Here is a 24,104-nt window from a genome sequence, read left to right as displayed (position 1 = left end):
CGATCTGGGCTGCTCCCGGCGGCGTCGCCGGCCCTGGCGTGTGCCCGGGGTGACGGGCACGTGGCGCCATTGTCCCCTCAAACTTCAAGGCGCCCGACGCGGCGCCGATTTCCCCGCCTGTCATGAGCGAACTCCACAAGTTTCTATTCGATGGTCTGCCGGTCCGCGGCGTGCTGGTTCGACTCACCTCGGACTGGCAGGAACTGCTGGCCCGCCGCCAGGGTGAGCAGGCATTCGATCCCGCGGTCAACCAGCTGCTGGGCCAGATGGCCGCAGCGGTGACCATGATGCAGGCGAGCATCAAGTTCAAGGGTGCTGTGGTGCTGCAGATGATGGGCGATGGGCCGGTGCGCCTGGCGGTGGCCGAGGCCCGTTCCGACCTGAGTTTCCGTGCCACCGCCAAGGTGAGCGCGCCGGTCACCGGGCCCGCCCTGGACCAGCTGCTGAATGTGCGGGGCCAGGGCCGCTGCGCCTTGACGCTGGACCCGGAAGACCGTCAGCCGGGTCAGCAGCCCTACCAAGGGGTGGTGCCGCTGGCCGGTGAGGACGGGCTCGCCCTGACCTCGGTGGCTCAGGCGCTGGAGGCCTACATGCGTCGCTCCGAACAGCTCGACACGCGGCTGGTGCTGGCCGCCAATGCCGAGGTGGCCGCAGGGCTGCTGATCCAGCGCGTGCCGGGCGAAGGGGTGGGCAATCTCGGTCCGCAGGCCCAAGCCGATGGCATGGGGCAGTCGGAGGACTTCAACCGCATCGCGATGCTGGCGGGCTCGCTGACCGAGCAGGAACTGCTCACGCTCGACACCCAGACGCTGCTGCGCCGCCTGTTCTGGGAGGAGACGGTGAGCGTGTTCGAGCCCCAGACGCCGCGCTTTGCCTGCAGCTGCTCGCGTGAGCGCGTGGCCAGCATGCTGCGCTCCCTGGGGCGCGAGGAGGTGGAGTCCGTGCTGGCGGAGCAGGGACAGATCGACGTGGGTTGCGAGCACTGCGGCCAGCACCACCTTTTTGATGCGGTGGACGCTGCGGCGCTGTTTGCGGCACCCGGCTGGGATGGCAGCACCGGCCCGGGCCGGCACTGAGCCCTGTCCCGGCCGCTGGCGGACTCAGACGGCGCGGTCGTCGCGGTACTGTCGCCAGCGTGCCCAGGTGGCCTGCTCCAGGCCGGGCACATCGCAATCACAGTTCCCCCAGGGCGTGAGGCAGCCCGGGTGCTCGCCTGACGCCTGGGCGGCGGCCTGCTGCGGCCCGGTCGCGCCGCTGGCCTGTATCTCCGGGCCTGGGGACGCCGCCTCGGCCCCGGGGGCGCCCGGCCATCCCGGTGACCAGGCGGCCACCACGCTGAAATCCAGTCCTGACGCCAGCAAGGCGGTGCGCCAGCGGTCTTCCAGGTCTCTGGCGCCAGGGGCGGCGGGTTGGGGCAGGGGGCACAGCCACACGCGGGTACGGCTGGCGCGCAGCGACTCGAGCTCGCCAGCGGCCGGCGGACGGTCGATGGTAATCAGCCGCAGTGGACCGTGTTCAGCCGGTCTGCCGGGCGGTTGACGCGACAGGCGCGCCGCGAGGAGCTCCACGGCGCTACCGGGGCACCCCAGAAGCAGCAGGGGTCGGGCCATGGGACGGGGTGGGGGTAAGCAACAGGGTCGCAGGGCACACCGTGGGGCAAGACTCCACGGGGGCGGGGCGGCCGATGGCCCGTGTCGGGCGGTCAGCGCTGGATGAACTGCACCAGCGTTTCGCCGGGTTTGACCATGGCTTGCTGGCCACGGGCCCAATCTTCGACCACCTCAGTGCCTTCCACCAGGTCGGCCAACTCCGCCTGCAGACGCGCGATCTCGGCCCGTTTGGCGGCGTTGGCGGCCTGCGCCTGCTGCTTCTCACGCTCCAGGCTGGCGGCGTTGGCCACGCCGTTGTCGCCCACCCACAGGGCAAAGTGCACACCGGCAAGCAGCAGCAACTGGAGGATGAGGAGCAGGCGCATATGGGGATTGTGCCTGGGTGTCGCGCCGTCGCCCCAAACGGGTGGGTCGGCGGCGCGTCTTCGGAAGGGTCAGGGTCTCCGGCAGGGGACCGGACAGGCGCCGCGGCCGGGCGCCCGTCACGCTCAGCGCAGGTTGTAGAACGCCGCGCGGCCCGGGTACACGGCGACGTCGCCCAGGTCTTCCTCGATGCGCAGCAGCTGGTTGTACTTGGCCATGCGGTCCGAGCGCGACAGCGAGCCGGTCTTGATCTGGCCGGCGTTCAGGCCCACCGCGATGTCGGCGATGGTGCTGTCCTCGGTCTCACCCGAGCGGTGCGACACGACGGCGGTGTAGCCGGCGCGCTTGGCCATCTCGATGGCGGCGAAGGTCTCGCTCAGGGTGCCGATCTGGTTGATCTTGATGAGGATCGAGTTGGCGATGCCCTTTTCGATGCCTTCCTTCAGGATCTTGGTGTTGGTGACGAACAGGTCGTCGCCCACCAGCTGCACCTTCTTGCCCAGGCGCTCGGTCAGGATCTTCCAGCCTTCCCAGTCGCCTTCGTGCATGCCGTCCTCGATCGAGATGATCGGGTACTTGTCGCACCAGGTGGCCAGGATGTCGGTCCACTCGGTGGCGGTCAGGGTCAGGCCCTCGCCCTCCAGGTGGTACTTGCCGTCCTTGTAGAACTCGCTGGCGGCGCAGTCCAGGCCGATGGCGATCTGCTCACCGGCGGTGAAGCCGGCCTTGTCGATCGCCTCGAGGATCAGCTGGATGGCGGCCTCGTGGCTGGGCAGGTTGGGGGCGAAGCCGCCCTCGTCGCCGACGGTGGTGCTCATGCCCTTGGCGTCGACCAGCTTCTTCAGCGCGTGGAAGACCTCGGCGCCGTAGCGCAAGGCTTCGCGGAAGGTCGGGGCGCCCACCGGGATGATCATGAACTCCTGGAGGTCCAGGCTGTTGTTGGCGTGGGCGCCGCCGTTGATGACGTTCATCATCGGCACGGGCAGCTGCACCGCGCCCATGCCGCCGAAGTAGCGGTACAGGGGCAGACCGGATTCCTCGGCGGCGGCACGGGCCACGGCCATCGACACGGCCAGCATGGCGTTGGCGCCCAGGCGGCCCTTGTTGTCGGTGCCGTCCAGGTCGATCAGGGTCTTGTCCAGGAAGGACTGCTCCGAGGCGTCCAGGCCCAGCACGGCCTCGGAGATCTCGGTGTTGATGAAGTTGACGGCCTTGAGCACGCCCTTGCCCAGGTAGCGGCTCTTGTCGCCGTCGCGCAGCTCGATGGCTTCGCGCGAGCCGGTGGACGCGCCCGACGGGACGGCGGCACGGCCCAGGGTGCCGGATTCCAGCAGCACGTCGCATTCGACGGTGGGGTTGCCGCGGCTGTCGAGGATCTCGCGCCCGACGATGTCAACGATCGCACTCATATCTCACTCCGTTGTGTGTGAAAGGTCAGGATCTGGAAAAAGGGGGAAGGTTTGCGCCGCGCAGCATGCCTGAAGCCGGGAACATGGCAGCGTCAGCCTGCTGGGCCCGGGTCAAGTCACGCCCTCGACCAGCACCATGCGCATCACGCCGGCGTGCTCGCGCAGCTGCCGGGCGTGCTGGTAGGTCTGGCTGTTGTAGAAGGCGTGGGCAGCTTCGCTGCTGGCAAAGCGCAGGATGACCAGCCGGCTGGGTTGCCAGGGGCCTTCCAGCACCTCGATGGCGCCGCCACGCACCAGCACCTCGGCCTGGTGCTCCGCGATGGCCCGGCTGCTCCATTCCCGGTAGCGCGCCATCGCTTCGGCATCGGTCACGGTGACGTCGGCGACGATGTAGGCGCTGGGCATCGGAGCGGACGGTTCAGGCGGTGAAGTCGTCTTCCAGCAGGGGCTGGGACTTGACCACCCGATCCAGGGCGACCAGGGTTTCGAGCAGGGCACGCATGCGCTTGAGCGGCACGGCATTGGGGCCGTCGCTCCAGGCCTTGGCCGGATCGGGGTGGGTTTCCATGAACAGGCCCGCCACGCCGGCACCCACGCCGGCACGGGCCAGCACCGGCACCATCTCGCGGGCGCCACCGCTGGCGCCGCCCAGACCCCCCGGCTTTTGCACCGAGTGAGTGACGTCAAAGACCACCGGCGCGCCGGACTTGCGCATCTCGGCCAAGCTGGTCATGTCGGCCACGAGGTTGTTGTAGCCGAAGCTCACGCCCCGCTCGCAGGCCAGGAAGCGGTCAGACGACAAACCGGCCTCCAGCGCGGCGGCGCGGGCCTTGTCGATGACGTTCTTCATGTCCCAAGGTGCCAGGAACTGGCCCTTCTTGATGTTCACCGGCTTGCCCGACTTGGCGACGGCGCGGATGAAATCGGTCTGGCGGCACAGAAAGGCTGGGGTCTGCAGCACGTCGACCACGCTGGCGACTTCGGGCACCTGGGCCTCGTCGTGCACGTCGGTCAGCACCGGCAGGCCGGTCTGGCGGCGCACCTCGTCCAGGACCTGCAGCCCCTTGTCCAGGCCCAGGCCGCGGGCGGTGGTGCCCGAAGAGCGGTTGGCCTTGTCAAAGGAGCCCTTGTAGATCAGGGGGATGCCCAGGGCGTCGCAGGCTTCCTTCAGCTGACCCGCCGTGTCCAGCGAGAGCTGCAGGCCCTCGATGGAGCAGGTGCCGGCGATCAGGAAGAAGGGCTTGTCCAGGCCGACGTCGAAACCGCAGAGCTTCATGGCTCAGCCCTTCTTGCGCAGCGCCTGGTGGTCCAGGGCTGCCTTGATGAAGCTCTTGAACAGCGGGTGGCTGTCCCAGGGCGTGGACTTGAACTCGGGGTGGAATTGCACGCCGACGTACCAGGGGTGGACGTCCTGCGGCAGCTCCACCATCTCGGTCAGCTTCTCGCGCTGGGTGATGGCCGAGATCACCAGACCGGCCTGCTGAAGGCGGTCAAGGTAGTGCTCGTTGGCCTCATAGCGGTGGCGGTGACGCTCGGTCACGACCGGGCCGTAGATGTCATGGGCCAGCGTGCCGGGCTTGACGTCGGAGCTTTGGGCACCCAGGCGCATGGTGCCGCCCAGGTCTGAGCTGGCATCGCGCTTCTGGATGGAGCCGTCGGCGTCCTGCCATTCGTCGATCAGGGCGATGACCTTGTGCGGTGCGTCCGGCTCGAACTCGGTGGAGTTGGCTCCTGCCAAGCCGGCCATGTGGCGGGCGTATTCGATTGTGGCCACCTGCATGCCCAGGCAGATGCCCAGGTAGGGCAGGCGCTGCTCACGGGCGAAGCGGGCCGCCTCGATCTTGCCTTCCACGCCACGCTTGCCGAAGCCGCCGGGCACCAGCACAGCGTCATAGGCGCCCAGCTTCTCGACGGCGCCCGGTTCAGTGAGCGTCTCGGAGTCCACGTACTCGATCTTGACGCGCACATGGTTGTGCAGGCCGGCGTGACGCAGTGCTTCGTTGAGCGACTTGTAGGAGTCCGACAGGTCGGTGTACTTGCCGCACATGGCGATGGTGACCTCGCCCTGCGGGTGGCCCACCTCATGCACCAGGTTGTCCCAGGTCTTGAGGTCGGCGGGGCGGGTGAGCAGCTGCAGCTTCATGCAGATCAGCTCGTCCAGGCCCTGCTCGTGCAACATGCGGGGCACCTTGTAGATGGTGTCCACGTCCCACATGGAGATCACGCCGTGCGGATGCACGTTGGTGAACAGTGAGATCTTCTCGCGCTCGTCGGCCGGCACCGCACGGTCGGCGCGGCACAGCAGCGCGTCGGGCTGGATGCCGATCTCGCGCAGCTTCTGCACCGTGTGCTGGGTGGGCTTGGTCTTGAGCTCGCCGGCCGCCGCGATCCAGGGCACGTAGGTCAGGTGCACGAAGGCGGCGTTGTTCGGGCCGGCCTTCAGGCTGAGCTGACGCACGGCCTCGAGGAAGGGCAGGGACTCGATGTCGCCCACCGTGCCGCCGATCTCGACGATGGCCACGTCCACGGCGTCAGGCGTGCCGATGCCGGCGCCGCGCTTGACGTATTCCTGGATCTCGTTGGTCACGTGCGGGATGACCTGGACGGTCTTGCCCAGGTAGTCGCCGCGGCGCTCCTTCTCCAGCACGGTCTTGTAGATCTGGCCGCTGGTGAAGTTGTTGGCCTTCTTCATCCGCGTGGTGATGAAGCGCTCGTAATGGCCCAGGTCCAGGTCGGTCTCGGCACCGTCATCGGTGACGAAGACTTCGCCGTGCTGGAAGGGGCTCATCGTGCCCGGGTCCACGTTGAGGTACGGGTCCAGCTTGATGAGGGTGACCTTGAGGCCACGCGACTCGAGAATGGCCGCGAGGGAAGCCGACGCGATGCCCTTGCCCAGCGAGGACACCACTCCGCCCGTGACGAAGACAAACTTGGTCATGTCGTTCAGCGCATCTGGCCTCGCCTGCAGGGTGCCGGGGTAGGTGGCCCAAGGCAGAGAGGGGCGTGCGCTGTGGTGGTAAAACGGCATTATATCGACCCGTCCGCGAGAGGCCGGGGGAAGTTGAAGAACGGGGCGCCGGTGCGTGAAGAGGGCCTCAGGCCGCCGGCAGTGGCAGGCCACCCATGCTGGCCAGTTGACTGAGCACCAGGCGGGCCGTGTCGTCTGGGCGCTCCATCGGGTAGAGGTGGGTGCCCTCCAGCCACACGAAGCGCTCGGCCGCCAGTTGTCGCGAGGCGCCCAGTCCCGCCTGGCGGATCTCGCTGGACTGGGTGCCGGCGATGAAGGCCACCGGGCTGCGGGGCGGGTGCCGGCGCAGCAGCGGGCCCAGGTGGTGGGGCAGGGTGTTGTAGATGCGGGTCTCGACCTCGCGCCGGAACCCCAGTCGGATCTGTCCGTCGGCCTCATCGAAGCCGGTGTCCACGTAGTCTTGCAGCACCCGGGGATCCCAGCGGGCGAACATCGGCTTGCTGGCGAAGTGCGCCAGCACGGCCTGGCGGTCGGGCCATTCATGGCGCCGGCGCTGGGAGATCTTGCCCGGGGAAACCCGGCGGATCAGCCCGCTGCGCTTGAACATGTGGACGGTGTGGGCGCGCCAGCCGGTGATCACCGGCGAATCCAGCAGCACCACACCGTGGACCCATTCCGGCCGGCGGCAGGCGGCCAGCAGGCTGAGCAGGCCGCCCAGGGAGTGCCCGACCAGCCAGACCGGCTGCGGGCCGCCTGCCGCCACAAAGTCCAGGAGCTGGTCGCGCAGGCCGCGCCAGTTGCTGGTCACCGGATAGGCCGGATCATGACCGAAGCGCTCGACGGCCTCCACGCGGTAACCGGCCGCGCGCCAGTGCTCGAACAGCACCCGGTAGGTGCCGGCGCCAAAGCCGTTGGCGTGGGAGAAGACGAGGCGGGCTGACATGGGGCCGGTGGAGGGTCAGACGATGCGGTCTTCCGGGCGGACGATCTTGCGCATGGGCTCGTATCGCTCGCTCTGTGCCATGAGCGGATGATCCACCTCGCGGCTGTCCCAGCATGGGTCGTCGATGCCCTCGAAGACCTCGCGCAGCCGTTGGCCCCAGGTGCTGTGGATCATCTGGAAATACGGGTTCTGGTCGTCGATGACGATGACCTTGTCGCTCTGCAGTCGGCCCGATTCGTAGACCAGCAGGTCCAGCGGCAGGCCCACGGAGAGGTTGGACTTGATGGTGGAGTCCATCGACACCAGGGCGCACTTGGCGGCTTCGGCCAGGGGGGTGGTGGGCGTCAGCACCCGGTCGAGGATGGGTTTGCCGTACTTGCTTTCGCCGATCTGGAAGAAGCAGGTTTCGCGGGTGGCCTCGATGAAGTTACCGGCGGAATACACCAGGAACAGCCGGGTGGCCTCGTCGCCGATCTGTCCACCAAAAATCATCGAGCAGTTGAAGTCCACGCCGGCGGCCCGCAGGGCGGGGCCATCCTGCTCGTACACGCGACGCACCGCACTGCCCAGCACGCGGGCAGCGTCGAACATGCTGGTGGCATTCCAGATGGTGATGGGTTCGCCGTCGCCGTTGGGCAGCTTCTCGACCTGCAGGATCTCGCGCACCGACTGGCTGATGCTCAGGTTGCCCGCCGACAGCAGGGTCAGGAAGCGGTCCCCCGGCTTCTCGTAGACCATCATCTTGCGGAAGGTGCTGATGGCGTCCACGCCGGCGTTGGTGCGGCTGTCGGAGAGGAAGACGAGGCCGGCGTTGAGCCGGATGCCGACGCAGTAGGTCATGATCAGGAGGCTTTCTGCAGGGACTTCAGGCGGTAGAGCGCATCGAGCGCCTCCCGCGGGGTGAGCGTATCGGGGTCGATGGCCGCCAGGGCTTCCTCCACCTCGGAAACTGGCGCCGGCGGCGGAGCGGGTGGGGCCGCGAACAGGTCCACCTGGGCCTCGCCGGCCCGGGACTGCGACTCGAGCGCTTCGAGCGTGGCGCGGGCGTGGCGCACCAGCGAGGGCGGCATGCCCGCCAGTCGGGCCACCTGCACCCCGTAGCTGCGGCTGGCCGGGCCCGGCGCGATGGCATGGAGGAAGACGATGTCCTCGCCGCTCTCCACCGCGCCCACATGCACGTTGAGGGCCCGCGCATGGTCGCGCGGGAATTCGGTCAGCTCGAAGTAGTGGGTGGCGAACAGGGTGAAGGCCTTGTTGCGGTCATGCAGGTGACCGGCGATGGCCGCGGCCAGGGCCAGACCGTCGAAGGTGGAGGTGCCGCGGCCGATCTCGTCCATCAGCACCAGGGAATGCTCGGTGGCGCTGTGCAGGATCGCGGCGGCCTCGGTCATCTCCACCATGAAGGTGGACTGCGCGTTGGCCAGGTCGTCGGCGGCGCCGATGCGGGTGTGGATGGCGTCGATCGGGCCCAGGCGGCACTGGCGCGCTGGCACGAAGCTGCCCATGGCTGCCAGCAGCACGATGAGGGCGGTCTGCCGCATCCAGGTGCTCTTGCCGCCCATGTTGGGTCCGGTGACGATGAGCAGCCGGGTGCGCGCGTCCAGGCGGCAGTCGTTGGGCATGAAGTCGCCGGCCCCGGTCTCGGCCAGCCGCGACTGCACCACGGGGTGGCGGCCGGCTTCGATGTCGATGCAGGGGTGGTTGACGAACTCGGGCGCGCACCACTCCAGGCTGTGGGCCCGCTCGGCCAGTGCGGCCAGCGCGTCCAGCGTGGCCAGGGCACGCGCCAGGTGCGCCAGCGGTTGCAGCCAGCCTTGCAGGTGGTCCAGCAGTTGCTCGAAGAGCCACTTTTCCCGGGCGAGCGCGCGTTCTTGTGCCGACAGGGCCTTGTCCTCGAAGGCCTTGAGCTCCGGGGTGATGAAGCGCTCGGCGTTCTTGAGGGTCTGGCGGCGCTGGTAGTCGACAGGCACGCGGTCCAGGCCTGAGCTGGTGACCTCGATGTAGAAGCCGTGGACCTTGTTGAACTGCACCCGCAGGTTACCGATGCCCGTGCGCTCGCGTTCGCGCACCTCCAGGGCCAGCAGGAAGTCGTCGCAGTTCTGTCCGATGGCGCGCAGCTCGTCCAGGTCGGCGTCGTAACCGGTGGCGATCACGCCGCCGTCGCGCAGCAGGACCGCGGGCTCCTCGGCAATGGCCGTGGCCAGCAGCCGGGCCACTGCGGGGTCGGGCTGCAGGGCCTTGGCCAGCTCATCCAGCAGGGGACAGCCGCCGGGTGTGGCCGCAGCCAGGGAGGGCAGGTCCAGCAGCGTCTGACGCAGACCGGAGAGTTCCCGCGGGCGCACCTGGCGCAGTGCGATGCGCGCCGTGATGCGTTCCACGTCGCTGATGCCCCGCATGGCTTCGCGCAGCGGCTCGAAACCTGCAGCCAACAGCCGTGCGATGGCCGTCTGGCGAGCCAGTGCAGGGCTCCGGTCTCGCAAGGGGGCGGTGAGCCATTGCCGCAGCGCACGGCTGCCCATGCCGGTGCGGCAGGTGTCCAGCAGAGACAGCAGGGTGGGGGCACGCTCACCGCGCAAGGTTTCGGTGAGTTCCAGGTTGCGGTGGGTGGAAGGCGGCAGGTCCAGCAACTCGCTGGCGCGTTCCACCTTCAGGGTTTGCACATGGGCCAGGGCGCGGCCCTGGGTATGCTCGGCGTAGCTCAGCAGGGCGGCTGCGGCGGCGTGGGCCACGCCCAGGTCCTGGGCGCCAAAGCCCACGAGCGTGCCCACCTTGAGCTGCTCCTGCAGCTTGCGCACGCCCAGCGCGGCGTCGAACTGCCAGGCCGGCCTCGGCGTGCGGGGGGCTTTGTGCTGGCGCAGGGCTTCAGGCAGCGCCTCGGGCGCCTCGTGGCCGGTGACCAGCACTTCCGCCGGGGTCAGCCGGGCCAGCCAGCCTGCCAGCTCCCGTTCGCCGCACTCGGTCAGTCCCAGCTGACCCCCGGCCACACTGAGCCAAGCCAGGCCGTAGGTGGCCCGCTGGCGTGGGGAACGGGCCAGGGCCAGCAGCACTGTGTCGCTGCGTTCATCCAGAAGTTCGCTGTCGGTGACCGTCCCCGGTGTCACCACGCGCACCACCTTGCGCTCCACCGGGCCTTTGGCGGTGGCCACGTCGCCCACCTGTTCGGCCACGGCGACGGACTCGCCCAGCCGGATCAGTCGGGCCAGGTAGTTCTCGACCGCATGGACCGGCACCCCGGCCATGACCACCGGCTCCCCGGCGCTCTGTCCGCGGGTGGTGATGGTGATATCGAGCAGGCGGTGCGCCTTGCGCGCATCTTCGTAGAACAGCTCGTAGAAGTCCCCCATCCGGTAGAACAGCAGCGTCTGCGGGTACCCCGCCTTCAGCCGGTAGTACTGGGCCATCATCGGCGTGTGGAGGTCCAGCGGCCGTCCACTGGGATCGGTCTCGACGTGGGGGGCGGTCACGGGTGACAGGGCGGTGAGGCAGGAGGGTGGGCGTCGGGGGCGGAGCCCGGCGCGGCCCGGGCGCGCCAGGGCATTTCGGGGCTCAGAAGGGTGCGTCTTCGCCGGCAGCCGGGGCGGCCCGGTCCTCCTCAGCCGGCTTCTTGCGCAGGCGGATGGCCTTGCGCGCGGGCTTGGGCGCGTCCACCGCCGGCGGTGTCGAGGCGGCGGCCAGGGCCGCCACCACGGTGTCACCGGCCTCGGCCGACGAATCCGCCGCCGGCGTGCTGCCAGCCTTGCGGTTGGCCGGCAGGTCCTCGTCGTCGGCGCTGATGACGCGGCTGTAGGGGCTCAACAGCTTGACCAGCTGGGCATAGATGCGCGGCGAGCCGGCCAGCACCTCACGCTGGTGCAGGTAGTCGGCTTCGCCGGTGAAGTTGCCGATCAGGCCGCCGGCCTCGGTGACGATCAGCGAGCCCGCGGCAATGTCCCAGGGCTGCAGGCCCGTCTCGAAGAAGCCGTCATACATGCCGGCGGCGACGTAGCACAGGTCCAGCGCGGCGGCCCCTGGGCGGCGCAGGCCGGCTACGTGCGGCATCACCGTCTCGAACATCTTGAGGTAGCGCTGGAAGTTGTCGCCCTTACGGAAGGGGAAGCCCGTGCCCACCAGCGAGTCTGCCAGGCGGGTGCGTCGGGAGACGCGCAGCCGCTTGTCGTTGAGGTAGGCGCCTCGCCCCTTGGAGGCCATGAACAGGTCGTTGCGGGTGGGGTCGTACACCACGGCCTGCTCGACCTTGCCGCGGAAGGCCAGGGCGATGGACACGCAGTACACCGGGAAGCCGTGGATGAAGTTCGTGGTGCCATCCAGCGGGTCGATGATCCAGACGAAGTCGCTGTGCTTGGCGCCGCGCTCACGGCCCGACTCCTCGGCCAGGATGCCGTGGCCGGGATAGGCCGCCAGGATGGTGTCGATGATGGCGGCCTCGGCAGCCTGGTCCACCTCCGTCACGAAGTCGTTGGGGCTCTTGGTGTTGACCTTGAGCGATTCCAGATCCATCGAAGCCCGGTTGATGATGTTCCCGGCTGCACGGGCCGCCTTGATGGCGATGTTGAGCATCGGATGCAGGGTGGTCTGGGACATGGTGTGGCAGTCTGTGCGGAGGTTGGGGCGGCAGGTTCACCGCCCGTGCTGGCGTCGCGGGACCGGGCCGTGTGGGGCGGGCCGCAGACGCGCCGGCGGGAGGCGATCTGGATCGGAATCGACGGTGACGAAAGAACGGGGCCGGCGCGGACCGCCTAAGGCGCAGGGTGGACAATGCCGCCCCGCCCCCGAGGGGCCGGCGGCTGTCTCGGTGCCCCCACGCCTTTTGCGTGAGATTTAGGACCCTGGTCAGCGCTCGGCAAAACCCTCGATTGTACTTGCCGAACTGCAGCGCGCAATGACTGATTCCACTGCCCAACCCCTTTCCCCCTGGTTCCAGGGCCGCGACCCCAGCCGATTTGTGCTGGTGGGCACCAGCCACCCCGGCAACGTGGGGGCCACGGCGCGGGCGATGAAGGTGATGGGCTTTGCCGACCTGGTCTTGGTCGCCCCCCGTTTCGAGGACGTTTTGTCCCGCGAGGAGACCGTGGCCATGGCCAGCGGTGCGGCGGACATCCTGGCCCATGCCCGGGTGGTACCCACCCTGGCGCAGGCGCTGGAGGGCATGACCCATGTCTGCGCCACGGCCATGACACCGCGCGACTTCGGGCCGCCCACACGGGCGCCGCGGGAGCATCTGCCTGCCCTGGCCGGGCAGGGGCAGCGGGTGGCCTTCGTCTTCGGATGCGAGCGTTACGGGCTGTCCAACGATGACGTCTACCGCTGCCACACCTGCCTGAGCATTCCGACCGATCCCGACTATGGCTCGCTCAACCTCAGCCAGGCGGTGCAGGTGCTGGCCTACGAGTGGCGCCAGGCTTTGGGCGGGTTTGCGGTGCAGGCCCGCACGGCGCCTGTGCAGCAGGCTGACGCGGCCGCCGTCGCCGGGGCGCTTGAGCACTGGCAGCAGGCGCTGCAGCAGGTGGGCTACTTGGATCCTGCTGCACCGCGCAAGCTCATGCCGCGGCTGCACCAGCTGCTCAACCGAGCGGCGCTCACAGTGGAGGAGATCCACATCCTGCGTGGGATTGCCCGTGCCGTGCAGCGTGCCTCCGGGGCCGCTGCGGGCCAAAGTCCGGATGCGCGGTCGGGTTCCTGAGGCCGGGGCTACACTCGACCGCACCTCTTCAATACGCAACCCACGACGTTTCCCCATGTTCTCCCAACTGCGCGAAGACATCGCCTGCATCCTGGAGCGCGACCCCGCGGCCCGCAGCAGATGGGAGGTGCTGACCTGTTACCCGGGTCTGCACGCCATCCTGATGCACCGTGTGGCGCACGCCTGCTGGCGGCGCGGGCTGCGCTGGCTGGGGCGATTCATCTCGCACCTCGGTCGCTTCTTCACCGGCATCGAGATCCACCCGGGCGCCACGCTGGGCCGGCGGGTCTTCATCGACCACGGCATGGGGGTGGTGATCGGCGAGATGGCCGAGGTGGGTGACGATTGCACGATCTACCAGGGGGTGACCCTGGGAGGCACCTCGTTGGTCAAGGGGGCCAAGCGTCATCCCACCCTGGAGCCGGGTGTCATCGTCGGCGCCAACGCCGCGGTGCTGGGTGGCTTCACCGTCGGGGCCGGGGCGCGGGTGGGGTCGGGCGCGGTGGTGACCAAGCCTGTTCCGGCAGGGGCGACCGCCGTGGGCAACCCCGCCCGCATCATCCAGGCACAGGCCGATGCCCAGCGTGAGGTGGCGGCGGCCCGCATGGGCTTCTCGGCCTACGGGGTTACCAGCGGCGACGATCCGATGGCCCAAGCCATGAAGGGATTGATCGACAACGCCTCCACCCATGAGCACCAGATTGCCCTGCTGTGGCAGGCCATCGAGAAGCTTTCCTCGCAGACCCGCGAGCTCCCGGCCGCACCTTGCGTGCCCGGCGATGCCCACCGGACCGAACAGTTCGACGCCGAGCGGCTGAACCGCTTGGTGAAGTAGGCGGGGCGTGGTCCGACTTCAGCCCTGGCGTGCCGGGCGCTGGGCGTTCTTGGGACGGAAAGCCTTGCACAGCGTGGCATCCGTCTCCAGGTAGGGGCCGCCGATCAGGTCGATGCAGTACGGCACGGCCGCAAAGATGCCGTGCACCGGCGGCAAGGCCTGGGGCAGACCCTGCAGGGTCTCGGCGATCGATTTGGGTTGACCCGGCAGGTTGATGATCAGCGCGCGTCCACGGATGACGGCCACCTGTCGCGAGAGGATGGCGGTGGGCACGAAATTCAAGCTGATGGCCCGCATCTGCTCGCCAAACCCGGGCATCACCTTGTCGGCCACGGCCAGCGTGGCTTCGGGCGTTACGTCCCGCGGGGCAGGGCCGGTGCCACCGGTGGTCAGCACCAGGTCACAGGCCTGCTCGTCCACCAGGGTCCGCAGCGTGGCGCTGATCGTCTCCTGATCGTCGGGGATGAGGCGCGTTTCCCAGGTGATGGGGTTGTGCAGCGCCCGGCCCAGCCAGTCCTGCAGCGCCGGTATGCCCTTGTCCTCATAGACGCCGCTGGAGGCGCGGTCGCTGATGGACACCACGCCGATGCGCACGGGATCCAATGACAGATCAGTACCCATGGTCGTCTGCTTCCTCTTGTGCTGCGTTGCCCTGCTCGGCCTGGCGGGCTGCGGCCTGGGCCGCCTTGATGAGCTGGAAGATCTCGCGGTAGGCGCGACCGTGGCGGCGCTCGCCGTCCGGGCCCGGCGCGGCGTCCTTGCGGGCCGCGCGCACGAGCGAGCGCAGGGCTTGCGCATCGGTGTCAGGATGGTCCTGCATCCAGCGGGTCAAGGCGTCGTCACTGGCCAGCAGTTCCTCGCGCCAGCGTTCGGCCTCGTGCAGCTGCAGGGCTTCCCGGGCTCCACCCAGGCGGAACTCGGCGACAGCTTCGCGCAGTGGCGCCACGTCGACCTGCCGCATGAGCTTGCCGATGTACTGCAACTGGCGGCGGCGGCCTTCAAAGTTGCGGATGCGCAGCCATTCTTCCAACGCGTCACGCAGGCCTTCGGGCAGGTCGAGCTGGGCGCGGCGGTGGGCGGGAAGTTCGGCCAGCTCCTGGCCGAGTTGCTGCAGGTCGTGGCTCTGCTGCTTGAGGGCGGTCTTGCTGGGGCGCGCCTCGGGGTCCCCCGGATCGCGTACATCAAGGGCGGAAGGGGCAAGGGCACGGTTTCGACGCATGGGCAAGCTGGACAGCCGGAGACAGGGGATCGCTATCATTCTCCCGCATCTTGTCCCGGCCTCCGTTTTCGGGGGGGCGCCCGCCCGGGCCCCGGACGCCAGATCTCTCCAGACGGATCCCCACATGAGCCTCCATGCCCAAGCCGGCTTTGCTTACAGCCGCGAACAGTTCCAGCAGATCGTCGAGGATGTGTTGACGATGGCGCGTCAGCTCGGCGCCAGCGATTCGGGGGTCGAGGTCTCCGAGGGTTGCGGCCTGGGGGTGTCTGTGCGCCTGGGCGAGGTCGAGCAGGTGGAGCGAAACCGTGACAAGTCGGTGGGGGTGACCGTCTACCTCGGCCAGCGCCGTGGCAATGCCAGCACGTCTGATTTCTCACGCCAAGCATTGCTGCAGACGGTGCAGGCGGCGTATGACATCGCCCGCTTCACGGCTGAGGATCCTGCGGCCGGTCTGCCCGATGCCGAGGACTTGGCGACGCCCGAGGAGGCGCAGCGTGACCTGGACCTGTTCCACCCCTGGAATCCCAGCACCGAGGAGGCCACCGCCCTGGCCCGCCGCGCCGAGGCCGCCGCGCTGGGGCTGGATTCGCGGGTCACCAATTCCGAGGGTGCGGGGGTGTCGGCGCAACAGTCGCACTTCTGGGCGGGCAATTCGCGTGGTTTCCGCGGAGGCTATGCCAGCTCCCGGCATTCCCTGTCGGTGTCGCCCATCGCAGGCAAGGGCGACGCCATGCAGCGCGACTACTGGTACAGCTCGGCGCGGCAGGCGGTGCAGCTGTCTGCCCCTGAGGAGGTCGGCCGCTACGCCGCGCAGCGGGCGCTCTCGCGTCTGTGCGCGCGCAAAATCGCCACCTGCGAAGCCCCGGTGCTGTTTGAGTCCACGCTGGCCGCAGGCCTGCTGGGCAGCTTCGTGCAGGCCGTCAGCGGCGGCGCGCTCTACCGCCGCGCCTCCTTCCTGCAGGACAGCCTGGGCCAGCAGGTCTGGGCAGACCACATCGACATCCGGGAGCAGCCCCACCTGGCCGGCGGCCGTGGCAGTGCGCCTTTCGACGACGAGGGGGTCCGCACCCGTACCCGTCATGTGGTCCGGTCCGGCGAGGTGCAGGGCTATTTCCTGTCGAGCTATTCGGCACGCAAGCTGGGCATGCAGACCACCGGCCACGCCGGTGGGGCGCAGAACCTGAGCCTGAGCAGCCGTCTGACCCGGCCGGGCGACCACCTGGAAGAGATGCTGCGCAAGCTGGGTCGCGGGCTGTTCGTGACCGAGCTCATGGGCCAGGGCGTCAATGGTGTGACCGGCGACTACTCCCGTGGGGCCTCCGGCTTCTGGGTGGAGGATGGCTGCATCGCCTACCCCGTCCAGGAGATCACCATTGCCGGCAACCTGCGTGACATGCTCAAGGGCGTGGTGGCAGTCGGGGCGGACACGTTCACCTCGGGCTCCAAGACCGTGGGGTCCCTGCTGCTGGGCAACCTGAAGATCGCGGGTCACTGAGTCCTCTTTGCCCGTGGCGGCGCCAAGGCCGGGCGCAGGTCTTGGCACCGCGAAAGCGCGCCTGTGGGGTGGTGTGGACGCGTTCAGGTCGTTTCAAGGTGAGGGGCGGCATCCTGCCAGGGTGCTGGAGACGGTTGCAGCCGCACCTGCGTGCGCGGCTGACGGGCCGGGATCCGCTCGATCCGCTCCCCCTTTCACTCGATGCAGGAGACACACCCCATGGAACGTCGTTCATTCGTTCGCGGCGCCGGTCTGGCAGGCGTACTGGCCGCTGGCACCGCACCGGCCATCGTGCAGGCCCAGGCCAACCTCCGCTGGCGCCTGGCGTCCAGCTTCCCCAAGTCGCTGGACACCATCTTTGGTGGCGCTGAAGTTTTCGCCAAGAAGGTCGGCGAGATGTCGGGCGGCAAGTTCCAGATCTCGGTGCATGCCGGTGGCGAGCTGATGCCCCCGTTCGGTGTGGTCGATGGCGTGCAGAACGGCACGATCGAATGCGCGCATACCGTGCCCTACTACTTCTTCGGCAAGGATGAGACCTTCGCGCTGGGCGCCGCCATTCCCTTCGGCATGAACAGCCGCCAGATGTCGGCCTGGATGTTCGAGGGCAACGGCCTGAAGCTGATGCGCGAGTTCTATCGCAACTTCAACATGATCAGCTTTCCTTGCGGCAACACCGGCGCCCAGATGGGTGGCTGGTACCGCAAGCCGGTGCAGTCCGTGGCTGACCTCAAGGGGCTGAAGTTCCGCGTAGGCGGTTTCGCCGGCAAGGTGGCCGAGCGCATGGGCTGCGTGCCGCAGAATATCCCGGGCGGCGAGATCTACCAGTCGCTGGAGAAGGGCACCATCGACGCGGCCGAGTGGATCGGTCCCTACGACGATCAGAAGCTGGGCTTCAACAAGGTGGCGCCGCACTACGCCTACCCGGCCTGGTGGGAAGGTGGCCCCCAGATCGACCTGTTCGTCAACGCCAAGGCCTATGAAGGTCTGAGCGCCGAGTACAAGGCCATCATCGAAGCCGCCACGGCCTATGCCCATGTGGACATGCAGGCCAAGTACGATGCGAAGAACCCCACCGCGCTCAAGCAGCTGGTGGCCGCTGGCACCAAGCTCTTCCCATTCCCCAAGGACGTCATGGATCTGGCCTTCAAGGAGGCCATGGCGCTCTACAGCGAGCTGTCGGACAAGAACCCGAACTGGAAGAAGGTCTACAGCGACTTCGCCAAGTTCCGCGCCGAGCAGAACCTGTGGTTCCGCTTCGCAGAGGCGGGCTTCGACGACTTCATGCAGCGTCAGAAGCTGTGATGCTTCGCGGATCCGCACCGCCTGTGGCGGGCGGGTCACGCAGGGGTTAGTCCCCGGCTTGACGTTTCAGGCCCCTTCCTAGAATCGGCGCGGCTGGTCCTACCCGGACCCCGCGCCTTTTTCTTACACGAAGGAGATATTGATGGAGCGTCGTGCCTTTGTCCGCCAAGCAGGCCTGGCAGGAGTCTTGGCTGCAGGAGCCGCACCGGCCGTGGTGCAGGCCCAGGCCAACATCCGCTGGCGTCTGGCCTCTAGCTTCCCCAAGTCGCTGGACACGATCTTCGGCGCGGCCGAAGTGTTCGCCAAGAAGGTGGGCGAGATGTCGGGCGGCAAGTTCCAGATCTCGGTGCATGCTGGGGGCGAGCTGATGCCTCCGTTCGGCGTGGTCGATGGGGTGCAGAACGGCACCGTGGAGATGGCCCATACGGCGCCGTACTACTTCTTCGGCAAGGATGAGACGTTCGCCCTGGGCTGCGCCATCCCCTTCGGCCTGAACAGCCGCCAGATGTCGGCCTGGATGTTCGAGGGCAACGGCCTGAAGCTGATGCGCGAGTTCTACCGCAACTACAACATCATCAGTTTCCCGGGCGGCAACACCGGTGCCCAGATGGGCGGCTGGTACCGCAAGCCGGTGCAGTCCCTGGCGGACATGAAGGGACTGAAGTTCCGGGTGGGTGGCTTTGCCGGCAAGGTGGTCGAGCGCCTGGGTGGCGTGCCGCAGAACATTCCGGGCGGCGAGATCTACCAGTCACTCGAGAAGGGCACGATTGATGCAGCCGAGTGGGTTGGCCCCTACGACGACCAGAAGCTGGGCTTCAACAAGGTGGCGCCGCACTATGCCTATCCGGGTTGGTGGGAGGGCGGGCCGCAGCTGGACTTCTTCCTCAACACCAAGGCCTACGAAGGCCTGAGCGCCGACTACAAGGCCATCGTCGAGGCCGCTGCGGCCTACGCCCATGTGGACATGCAGGCCAAGTACGACGCCCGTAACCCCAACGCCCTGCGCCAGTTGGTGGCCGGCGGCACCAAGCTTTTCCCCTTCCCGAAGGACGTGATGGAGGCGGCCTTCAAGGAAGCGCTGGCGCTCTATAGCGAGATCGGCGCGAAGAACCCGAACTGGAAGAAGGTGTACGACGACTACAGCCGCTTCCGCGCCGAGCAGAACCTGTGGTTCCGCTTCGCTGAGGCGGGTTTTGACGACTTCATGCAGAAGCAGAAGCTTTGAGCCTGAAGCGGCGCCTGCCGCGGCGGCCCACCTAGGGTCGCGTGGGGCAGGGCAAGAGCGCCCCGGGGGTCTGGTGACAGGTCCCCGGGGCGTTTGTTTTCTGCCTTGGGTCCACCACTAAGGGCCCGACGGCAGGCGGAAGCGACGCTTCGGCCTGCGCTTGGCTCCGCCCAAAAGACAAGGGCCGCTTTAGGCGGCCCTTGTCTGGGGGAGGCGGGGTCGCAGGCCCCGCGTGAGAGGCTGCCGATCAGCGGCTGGCGGCGGTGTCCGCCTGCTTGAAGACCGCCATCGGATCCTCGGCCTTCTCCTCAGGCTGGCTGGCGCCGCCCGCCGGCCCGAAAAGCTGGTCTTGGTTCATCTGCGGCTGGCCGTCGTCGGCAGAGGTGGGCATGTCGATGACAACGTTGTCCAGGTTCACCTCCTCCTTTTTGTCCATGCCACCCGACACCATGCCCGGGAAGGCGATGACCAGGGCCACCATGATGATCTGGATCACGACGAAGGGCACGGCGCCCCAGTAGATCTGGCCGGTGGTGACCTTGGCCACACGCTTCTTGGTGACCTTGTCGTCATAGTCCGACGTCGGGGCCACGCTGCGCAGGTAGAACAGCGCAAAGCCGAACGGCGGGTGCATGAACGAGGTCTGCATGTTGATGGCCAGCAGCACGCCGAACCACACCAGGTCGATGCCCAGCTTCTCAGCCACCGGGCCCAGCAGCGGGACCACGATGAAGGACAGCTCGAAGAAGTCCAGGAAGAAGGCGAGCACGAAGATCAGGATGTTCACCACGATCAGGAAGCCCAGCTGGCCGCCCGGCAGGCTGGTCAGCAGGTGCTCCACCCAGATGTGGCCATCCACGCCCTGGAAGGCCAGGCTGAACACCGTCGAGCCCAGGAGGATGAACACGACGAAGCAGGAGAGCTTCATGGTCGAGTCCATGGCCTGGCGCATGAGCTTGAGGCTCAGGCGGTTGCGGCTCACGGCCATGACCAGTGCCCCCACAGCCCCCATGGCGCCACCCTCGGTCGGGGTGGCGATACCCAGGAAGATGGTGCCCAGGACCAGGAAGATCAGGCCCAGGGGCGGGATCAGCACAAAGGTCACGCGCTCGGCCATGCGGGACAGCAGTCCCAGCTTGAGCACCTTGTTGACCACCGCCAGCACGAAGGCCACGCCCACCCCCACGCACATCGACAGCACGATCATCTCGTCGGTGGGCGTGGTGTCGGGACGGGTCTTGGCGAAGGCGATGGCCGTGCCGACGGACAGCACAGTGAGCACGCCCAGGGATTTCAGGCCGGCGCTGCCGTCATCCTCGCGGATGGTGCGGGCTTCCGGCGGCAGGGCCGGGGCCCAGGTCGGTTTCCACAGGGTGATCAGCAGGACATAGCCCACATAAAGGCCGGTCAGCACGAAGCCTGGGATGAAGGCGCCCTTGTAGAGCTCGCCCACGCTGCGGCCCAGCTGGTCGGCCATGATGATCAGCACCAGCGAGGGCGGGATGATCTGGGCCAGCGTGCCAGAGGCCGCGATCACGCCCGAGGCCAGGCGACGGTCGTAGCCGTAGCGCAGCATGATGGGCAGCGAGATCAGGCCCATGGAGATCACCGAGGCGGCCACCACACCGGTGGTGGCAGCGAGCATGGCGCCCACGAAGATCACCGCGTAAGCCAAGCCGCCGCGGATGGGACCGAAGAGCTGGCCGATGGTGTCCAGCAGGTCCTCGGCCATCCCGGAGCGCTCCAGGATCAGGCCCATGAAGGTGAAGAACGGGATCGCCAGCAGCGTCTCGTTCTGCATGATGCCGAAAATACGCAGCGGCAGCGCCTGCATCAGCGAGGCGGGCAGCAGGCCCAGCTCCACACCGATGAAACCGAAGGTCAGGCCGGCCGCAGCCAGCGAGAAAGCCACCGAGAACCCCATCAGGAGGAACACGATGAGGCCCGCGAACATGATCGGGGCCATGTTGGCACTGATGAACTCGATCACTTCTGGGCTCCTTCAGCCTGGGCGCGGATGGCTTCGGCCAGTTCTTCTTCAGCCGACTTCTCCTGCTTCTTTTGGGTCGGGTCTTCGATCAGACCCTGCAGGAAGGCCACGCGCTTGACGAGCTCGGAGACGCCTTGCAGCCACAGCAGCGTGAAGCCAATGGGCACCAGCGCGTACACCGGCCAGCGGATCAAGCCGCCAGCGTTGGACGACATCTCGCCCGTCTGGTAGGCCTTGATCACCAGCGGAAAGACCAGGCTGATGACCTCGTAACAAAAGGGGAAGAGGAAGGCGACGATGCCGAAGATCTCCACCTTGATCTGGGTGCGCTTGCTGAAGCGGCCCAGGATCACGTCGATCTTCACGTGTTCCTGACGCAGCATGGTGTAGCCCGCACCCAGCAGGAACACGGCGGCGAAGAGGTACCACTGGACTTCCAGAAAGGCGTTGGAGCCGATGCTGAAGGCCTTGCGGACCGAGGCGTTGACGGCGCTGATGACCACGGCGGCCAGCACGAGCCACGAGGTCCAGCGCCCGACCTGCTCATTGAGCCGGTCGATCAGGCGGGATAGTTGAAGGAAGGCTGACACAGTGTCTCCAGTGTTCAGAGGCGGGCTTGGAGTCTTGCCGGGCGGGGGATCTCCCCAAGATCCGGCGACGCTGCGCACTGTACGGAGTCGGCACTGAAATCAGGCTGAAAGTGATCCCCGTCACGGGAAAACACCAAGGGCGGCCGGCGGCCGCCCTGGATGCGCTGACGCTGGGTAGCGTCTGGCGTGGCTTATTGCGCGCCGCTGGCCATGATCAGCCGCGTGGAGCGTGCGCCCGAGCGGCAGAAGCACAGCGTGGGGCGGGGCAGCCCCGCCAGGAGTTGGCCGAAGGCCTCGATTTCCTCGGGGGACTGGTAGCCACCGGCCACCGGCAGGTGGTGGTAGGTCAGGCCGGCGGCTTGGGCCGCGGCGGCGATTTCGGCGCTGGTAGGTTGATCGGGACCGTGCTCGAAGTCGGGCCGGTTGTTGACCACGCTGCGAAAGCCCAGTCGGGCCAGTTCGGCCATGGCGTCCGGGGTGAGCTGGGGGGCGACGCACAGGGTTTCGGTGACGCGGCCGATGGGAAGGGAAGTGCTGCTCAAGGTCGGCTCCAGGGAGGTGGGAACGCAGGCGGGTAGAGGTGAGGAGACGGCAGGCGGAATCAGCGGGCCAGGGCGGCCTTGACGGCCGCCGAGACCAGGCCCATGTCGGCCTTGGCGGCCAGGCGCTGCTTGGCTGCCCCCATGACCTTGCCCATGTCGCCGGGGCCGGTGGCGCCAAGCTCGGTCGCGATGGCGGCCACCTCCGTGGCGATCTCCTCGGCCGTCAGGCGCACCGGCAGGTAGGCCTGCAGCACGGTGATTTCTGCAGCTTCCTTGTCGGCCAGGTCCTGGCGGGAGGCCTGCTGGTAGGCCGCCACGGCGTCCTTGCGCTGCTTGATCAGCTTGTCCACCAAGCCCACCACTGCGGCGTCGTCCAGCACGATGCGCTCGTCCACTTCCTTTTGCTTGCAGGCGGCCAGCAGCATGCGGATCGTGCCCAGGCGTTCGCTGTCCTTGGCGCGCATGGCGGTCTTCATGTCTTCGGTGATCTGGTCCTTGAGGCTCATGGGTCAGTCCTGTCTGTGGTGTAGGGGGCGGGGCGTTGCGCCACGCCGCATGCCCCCATTGTCCGGAAAACCTGGTGCCCCCGCCGGTGGATCAGTCCAGGTGGGTCTCCAGGGCCAGCAGCTCCTCGATGGTTTGGCGCCGGCGGATCAGACGGGCCTGGCCATGCTCGATCAGGACTTCGGCCGCCAGCGGGCGGCTGTTGTAGTTGGAGGACATCGAGGCGCCGTAGGCGCCGGCATCGTGCAGCACCATCAGGTCCCCCACGCGGGCTTGCGGCAGCTCGCGGGTGAGCACCACGCCGCCATCGCCTTGGGTGAACACGTCGCCTGATTCGCACAGCGGGCCGGCCACCACGCAAGCCTGCACCGGGCGCGCCTGGTCGTCCGCCGGCAGCAGGCTGATGGCGTGGTAGGCGCCGTACATCGAGGGACGCATCAGGTCGGAGAAGCCGGCATCGACCAGCACGAAAGGGTTGCGACCCATGTGCTTGGTGGCGCGCACCTCGGTCAGCAGGGCGCCCGACTCGGCCACCAGGTAGCGCCCGGGTTCCAGCTCCAGGTGCACGTCGCGGCCCAGGTGGCTGGCGATGGCGCGGCGGGCGGCGTCCCAGAGGCTGAAGTAGTGGGCCGTGTCCAGGCGGGCTTCGCCTTCGCGGTAAGGAATGGACAGGCCGCCGCCGGCCGAGATCGCCTCCAACGTCACGCCCGCGCGTTTGACCAGCTCCACCATGGCGGTGCAGACCTGTTGCAGGTGGCCGTAGTCGACCCCGGAGCCGATGTGCATGTGCAGGCCCACCAGGTGCAGGCCGTGGGCCTGCACCGCGGCCAAGGCCTGCGGCAGGTCCTCGTGCCAGATGCCGTGCTTGCTGTGTTCGCCGCCGGTATTGGTCTTGTTGCTGTGGCCATGCCCGAAGCCCGGGTTGATGCGCAACCAGACGCGGTGGCCGGGCGACCGGCTGCCCAGCTGGTGCAGCATGTCGATGGAGCCGGCGTTGACCGGGATGCTGTGGCGCACCACGGTCTGCAGTGTCAGCTCGTCCAGCAGGTCGGCCGTGAAGACGATCCCGCTGGCGCCCTGTCCCGGCTGGGCCGTGAAGCCGGCGGCCAGCGCCCGCTCGATTTCGCCGCGGGAGACGGCGTCCACCACCACACCCTCCTCACGCATCAGCCGCAGGATGTGGAGATTGGAGTTGGCCTTCTGGGCGAAGCGGATGGTGTCGAAGGCCTTGAGCTCGCGGATGCGCGCCCGCAGTGTCTCGGCGTGGTAGAGCCACAGTGGGGTGCCGTACTGGCGTGCCAGGGCGCGCAGCTGCTGGGGGTCGATCTGGGTGTGGAAGGGGGAGGTGGAGAGGGCCATGGCCGCATCATCGCGCAGCCATGTCATGCTGAATAATGAGATGTTTTCGCCGATCCATTCAATTTGGATA

23 protein-coding genes are annotated in these 24,104 nt (G+C 67.9%); 6 read left to right on the top strand and 17 right to left on the bottom strand.

The genetic code is table 11. The features are described 5' to 3' along the window. Nucleotides 1-122 precede the first annotated feature (122 nt). Nucleotides 123-1,076, top strand: a complete 954-nt coding sequence (gene hslO / locus G3A44_RS06410) for an Hsp33 family molecular chaperone HslO (RefSeq protein ID WP_163456670.1) — start codon at nt 123-125, stop codon at nt 1,074-1,076. 24 nt (nt 1,077-1,100) lie between these two features. On the opposite strand, the gene G3A44_RS06405 is transcribed toward hslO, so the two are convergent. The 10 genes from G3A44_RS06405 to G3A44_RS06360 form a co-directional block, all read right to left on the bottom strand. Beyond that, nucleotides 1,101-1,610 carry a hypothetical protein gene (locus G3A44_RS06405; RefSeq protein ID WP_163456669.1) on the bottom strand — a complete coding sequence of 170 codons (510 nt, stop codon included), beginning with the start codon at nt 1,608-1,610 and terminating at the stop codon, nt 1,101-1,103. 92 nt (nt 1,611-1,702) lie between these two features. Further along, nucleotides 1,703-1,975 carry an FtsB family cell division protein gene (locus G3A44_RS06400; protein WP_163456668.1) on the bottom strand — a complete coding sequence of 91 codons (273 nt, stop codon included), beginning with the start codon at nt 1,973-1,975 and terminating at the stop codon, nt 1,703-1,705. 123 nt (nt 1,976-2,098) lie between these two features. Further along, the gene (eno, locus tag G3A44_RS06395; protein WP_163456667.1) at nt 2,099-3,382 is read right to left on the bottom strand and encodes a phosphopyruvate hydratase; all 1,284 of its coding nucleotides are present in this window, start codon (nt 3,380-3,382) and stop codon (nt 2,099-2,101) included. 111 nt (nt 3,383-3,493) lie between these two features. Beyond that, nucleotides 3,494-3,787: a DUF1330 domain-containing protein gene (locus tag G3A44_RS06390; RefSeq protein ID WP_163456666.1), complete on the bottom strand. Its 294-nt coding sequence runs from the start codon at nt 3,785-3,787 to the stop codon at nt 3,494-3,496. Nucleotides 3,788-3,800: 13 nt separating this feature from the next. Beyond that, nucleotides 3,801-4,658: a 3-deoxy-8-phosphooctulonate synthase gene (gene kdsA, locus G3A44_RS06385; RefSeq protein ID WP_163456665.1), complete on the bottom strand. Its 858-nt coding sequence runs from the start codon at nt 4,656-4,658 to the stop codon at nt 3,801-3,803. Nucleotides 4,659-4,661: 3 nt separating this feature from the next. After that, nucleotides 4,662-6,320 carry a CTP synthase gene (gene pyrG / locus G3A44_RS06380; RefSeq protein ID WP_163456664.1) on the bottom strand — a complete coding sequence of 553 codons (1,659 nt, stop codon included), beginning with the start codon at nt 6,318-6,320 and terminating at the stop codon, nt 4,662-4,664. 157 nt (nt 6,321-6,477) lie between these two features. Further along, on the bottom strand, nt 6,478-7,293 hold the full coding sequence (locus G3A44_RS06375; protein WP_163456663.1) for an alpha/beta fold hydrolase: 816 nt from the start codon (nt 7,291-7,293) through the stop codon (nt 6,478-6,480). A 15-nt stretch (nt 7,294-7,308) separates the two neighbouring features. After that, on the bottom strand, nt 7,309-8,133 hold the full coding sequence (locus G3A44_RS06370) for a proteasome-type protease (RefSeq protein WP_163456662.1): 825 nt from the start codon (nt 8,131-8,133) through the stop codon (nt 7,309-7,311). A 2-nt stretch (nt 8,134-8,135) separates the two neighbouring features. Next, nucleotides 8,136-10,697 carry a DNA mismatch repair protein MutS gene (mutS, locus tag G3A44_RS06365; RefSeq protein ID WP_163456718.1) on the bottom strand — a complete coding sequence of 854 codons (2,562 nt, stop codon included), beginning with the start codon at nt 10,695-10,697 and terminating at the stop codon, nt 8,136-8,138. A 142-nt stretch (nt 10,698-10,839) separates the two neighbouring features. After that, on the bottom strand, nt 10,840-11,874 hold the full coding sequence (locus tag G3A44_RS06360) for an inositol monophosphatase family protein (RefSeq protein ID WP_163456661.1): 1,035 nt from the start codon (nt 11,872-11,874) through the stop codon (nt 10,840-10,842). 298 nt (nt 11,875-12,172) lie between these two features. Here G3A44_RS06360 and G3A44_RS06355 point away from each other — a divergent pair, with 298 nt between their 5' ends. Both G3A44_RS06355 and cysE read left to right on the top strand, forming a co-directional pair. Then, the gene (locus G3A44_RS06355) at nt 12,173-12,973 is read left to right on the top strand and encodes an RNA methyltransferase (protein WP_163456660.1); all 801 of its coding nucleotides are present in this window, start codon (nt 12,173-12,175) and stop codon (nt 12,971-12,973) included. Nucleotides 12,974-13,028: 55 nt separating this feature from the next. Next, the gene (cysE, locus tag G3A44_RS06350; RefSeq protein ID WP_163456659.1) at nt 13,029-13,808 is read left to right on the top strand and encodes a serine O-acetyltransferase; all 780 of its coding nucleotides are present in this window, start codon (nt 13,029-13,031) and stop codon (nt 13,806-13,808) included. Nucleotides 13,809-13,826: 18 nt separating this feature from the next. Here cysE and mog read toward each other — a convergent pair whose 3' ends face one another. Next, a complete protein-coding gene (mog, locus tag G3A44_RS06345) occupies nt 13,827-14,429 on the bottom strand; it encodes a molybdopterin adenylyltransferase (RefSeq protein ID WP_163456658.1) in 603 nt (200 codons plus the stop codon). After that, nucleotides 14,419-15,027, bottom strand: a complete 609-nt coding sequence (gene yjgA / locus G3A44_RS06340) for a ribosome biogenesis factor YjgA (protein WP_163456657.1) — start codon at nt 15,025-15,027, stop codon at nt 14,419-14,421. The genes mog and yjgA overlap by 11 nt, the downstream gene beginning before the upstream one ends. Nucleotides 15,028-15,151: 124 nt before the next feature. Here yjgA and pmbA point away from each other — a divergent pair, with 124 nt between their 5' ends. The 3 genes from pmbA (at nt 15,152) to G3A44_RS06325 (ending at nt 19,049) form a co-directional block, all read left to right on the top strand. Further along, nucleotides 15,152-16,522, top strand: a complete 1,371-nt coding sequence (gene pmbA, locus G3A44_RS06335) for a metalloprotease PmbA (RefSeq protein ID WP_163456656.1) — start codon at nt 15,152-15,154, stop codon at nt 16,520-16,522. Between the two features lie 219 nt (nt 16,523-16,741). After that, entirely contained in the window at nt 16,742-17,824 is a 1,083-nt protein-coding gene (locus G3A44_RS06330) for a TRAP transporter substrate-binding protein (RefSeq protein ID WP_163456655.1), read from the top strand. 142 nt (nt 17,825-17,966) lie between these two features. Continuing rightward, nucleotides 17,967-19,049 (top strand): TRAP transporter substrate-binding protein, encoded by a 1,083-nt coding sequence (locus tag G3A44_RS06325; RefSeq protein WP_163456654.1) that lies wholly within the window; start codon nt 17,967-17,969, stop codon nt 19,047-19,049. A 247-nt stretch (nt 19,050-19,296) separates the two neighbouring features. On the opposite strand, the gene G3A44_RS06320 is transcribed toward G3A44_RS06325, so the two are convergent. The 5 genes from G3A44_RS06320 to lysA all read right to left on the bottom strand — a co-directional run bounded on the left by G3A44_RS06320 (nt 19,297) and on the right by lysA (nt 24,034). Then, nucleotides 19,297-21,036, bottom strand: coding sequence for a TRAP transporter large permease (locus G3A44_RS06320; RefSeq protein WP_310734335.1), 1,740 nt, complete (start codon nt 21,034-21,036; stop codon nt 19,297-19,299). Continuing rightward, a complete protein-coding gene (locus G3A44_RS06315) occupies nt 21,036-21,629 on the bottom strand; it encodes a TRAP transporter small permease subunit (protein WP_163456652.1) in 594 nt (197 codons plus the stop codon). Before G3A44_RS06315 ends, G3A44_RS06320 begins: the two co-directional genes overlap by 1 nt. Before the next feature lie 191 nt (nt 21,630-21,820). Then, nucleotides 21,821-22,171, bottom strand: a complete 351-nt coding sequence (locus G3A44_RS06310) for a protein tyrosine phosphatase family protein (protein WP_163456651.1) — start codon at nt 22,169-22,171, stop codon at nt 21,821-21,823. Nucleotides 22,172-22,230: 59 nt separating this feature from the next. Next, nucleotides 22,231-22,677 (bottom strand): GatB/YqeY domain-containing protein, encoded by a 447-nt coding sequence (locus G3A44_RS06305; RefSeq protein WP_163456650.1) that lies wholly within the window; start codon nt 22,675-22,677, stop codon nt 22,231-22,233. A 91-nt stretch (nt 22,678-22,768) separates the two neighbouring features. Continuing rightward, on the bottom strand, nt 22,769-24,034 hold the full coding sequence (lysA, locus tag G3A44_RS06300; RefSeq protein WP_163456717.1) for a diaminopimelate decarboxylase: 1,266 nt from the start codon (nt 24,032-24,034) through the stop codon (nt 22,769-22,771). Nucleotides 24,035-24,104 lie beyond the last annotated feature (70 nt).

The sequence above is a fragment of the Ideonella livida genome, assembly GCF_010499455.1.
Taxonomy (GTDB): domain Bacteria; phylum Pseudomonadota; class Gammaproteobacteria; order Burkholderiales; family Burkholderiaceae_C; genus Ideonella; species Ideonella livida.
Note: the sequence above shows the minus strand (reverse complement) of the source record. Positions and strands in the feature narration are given on the sequence as shown.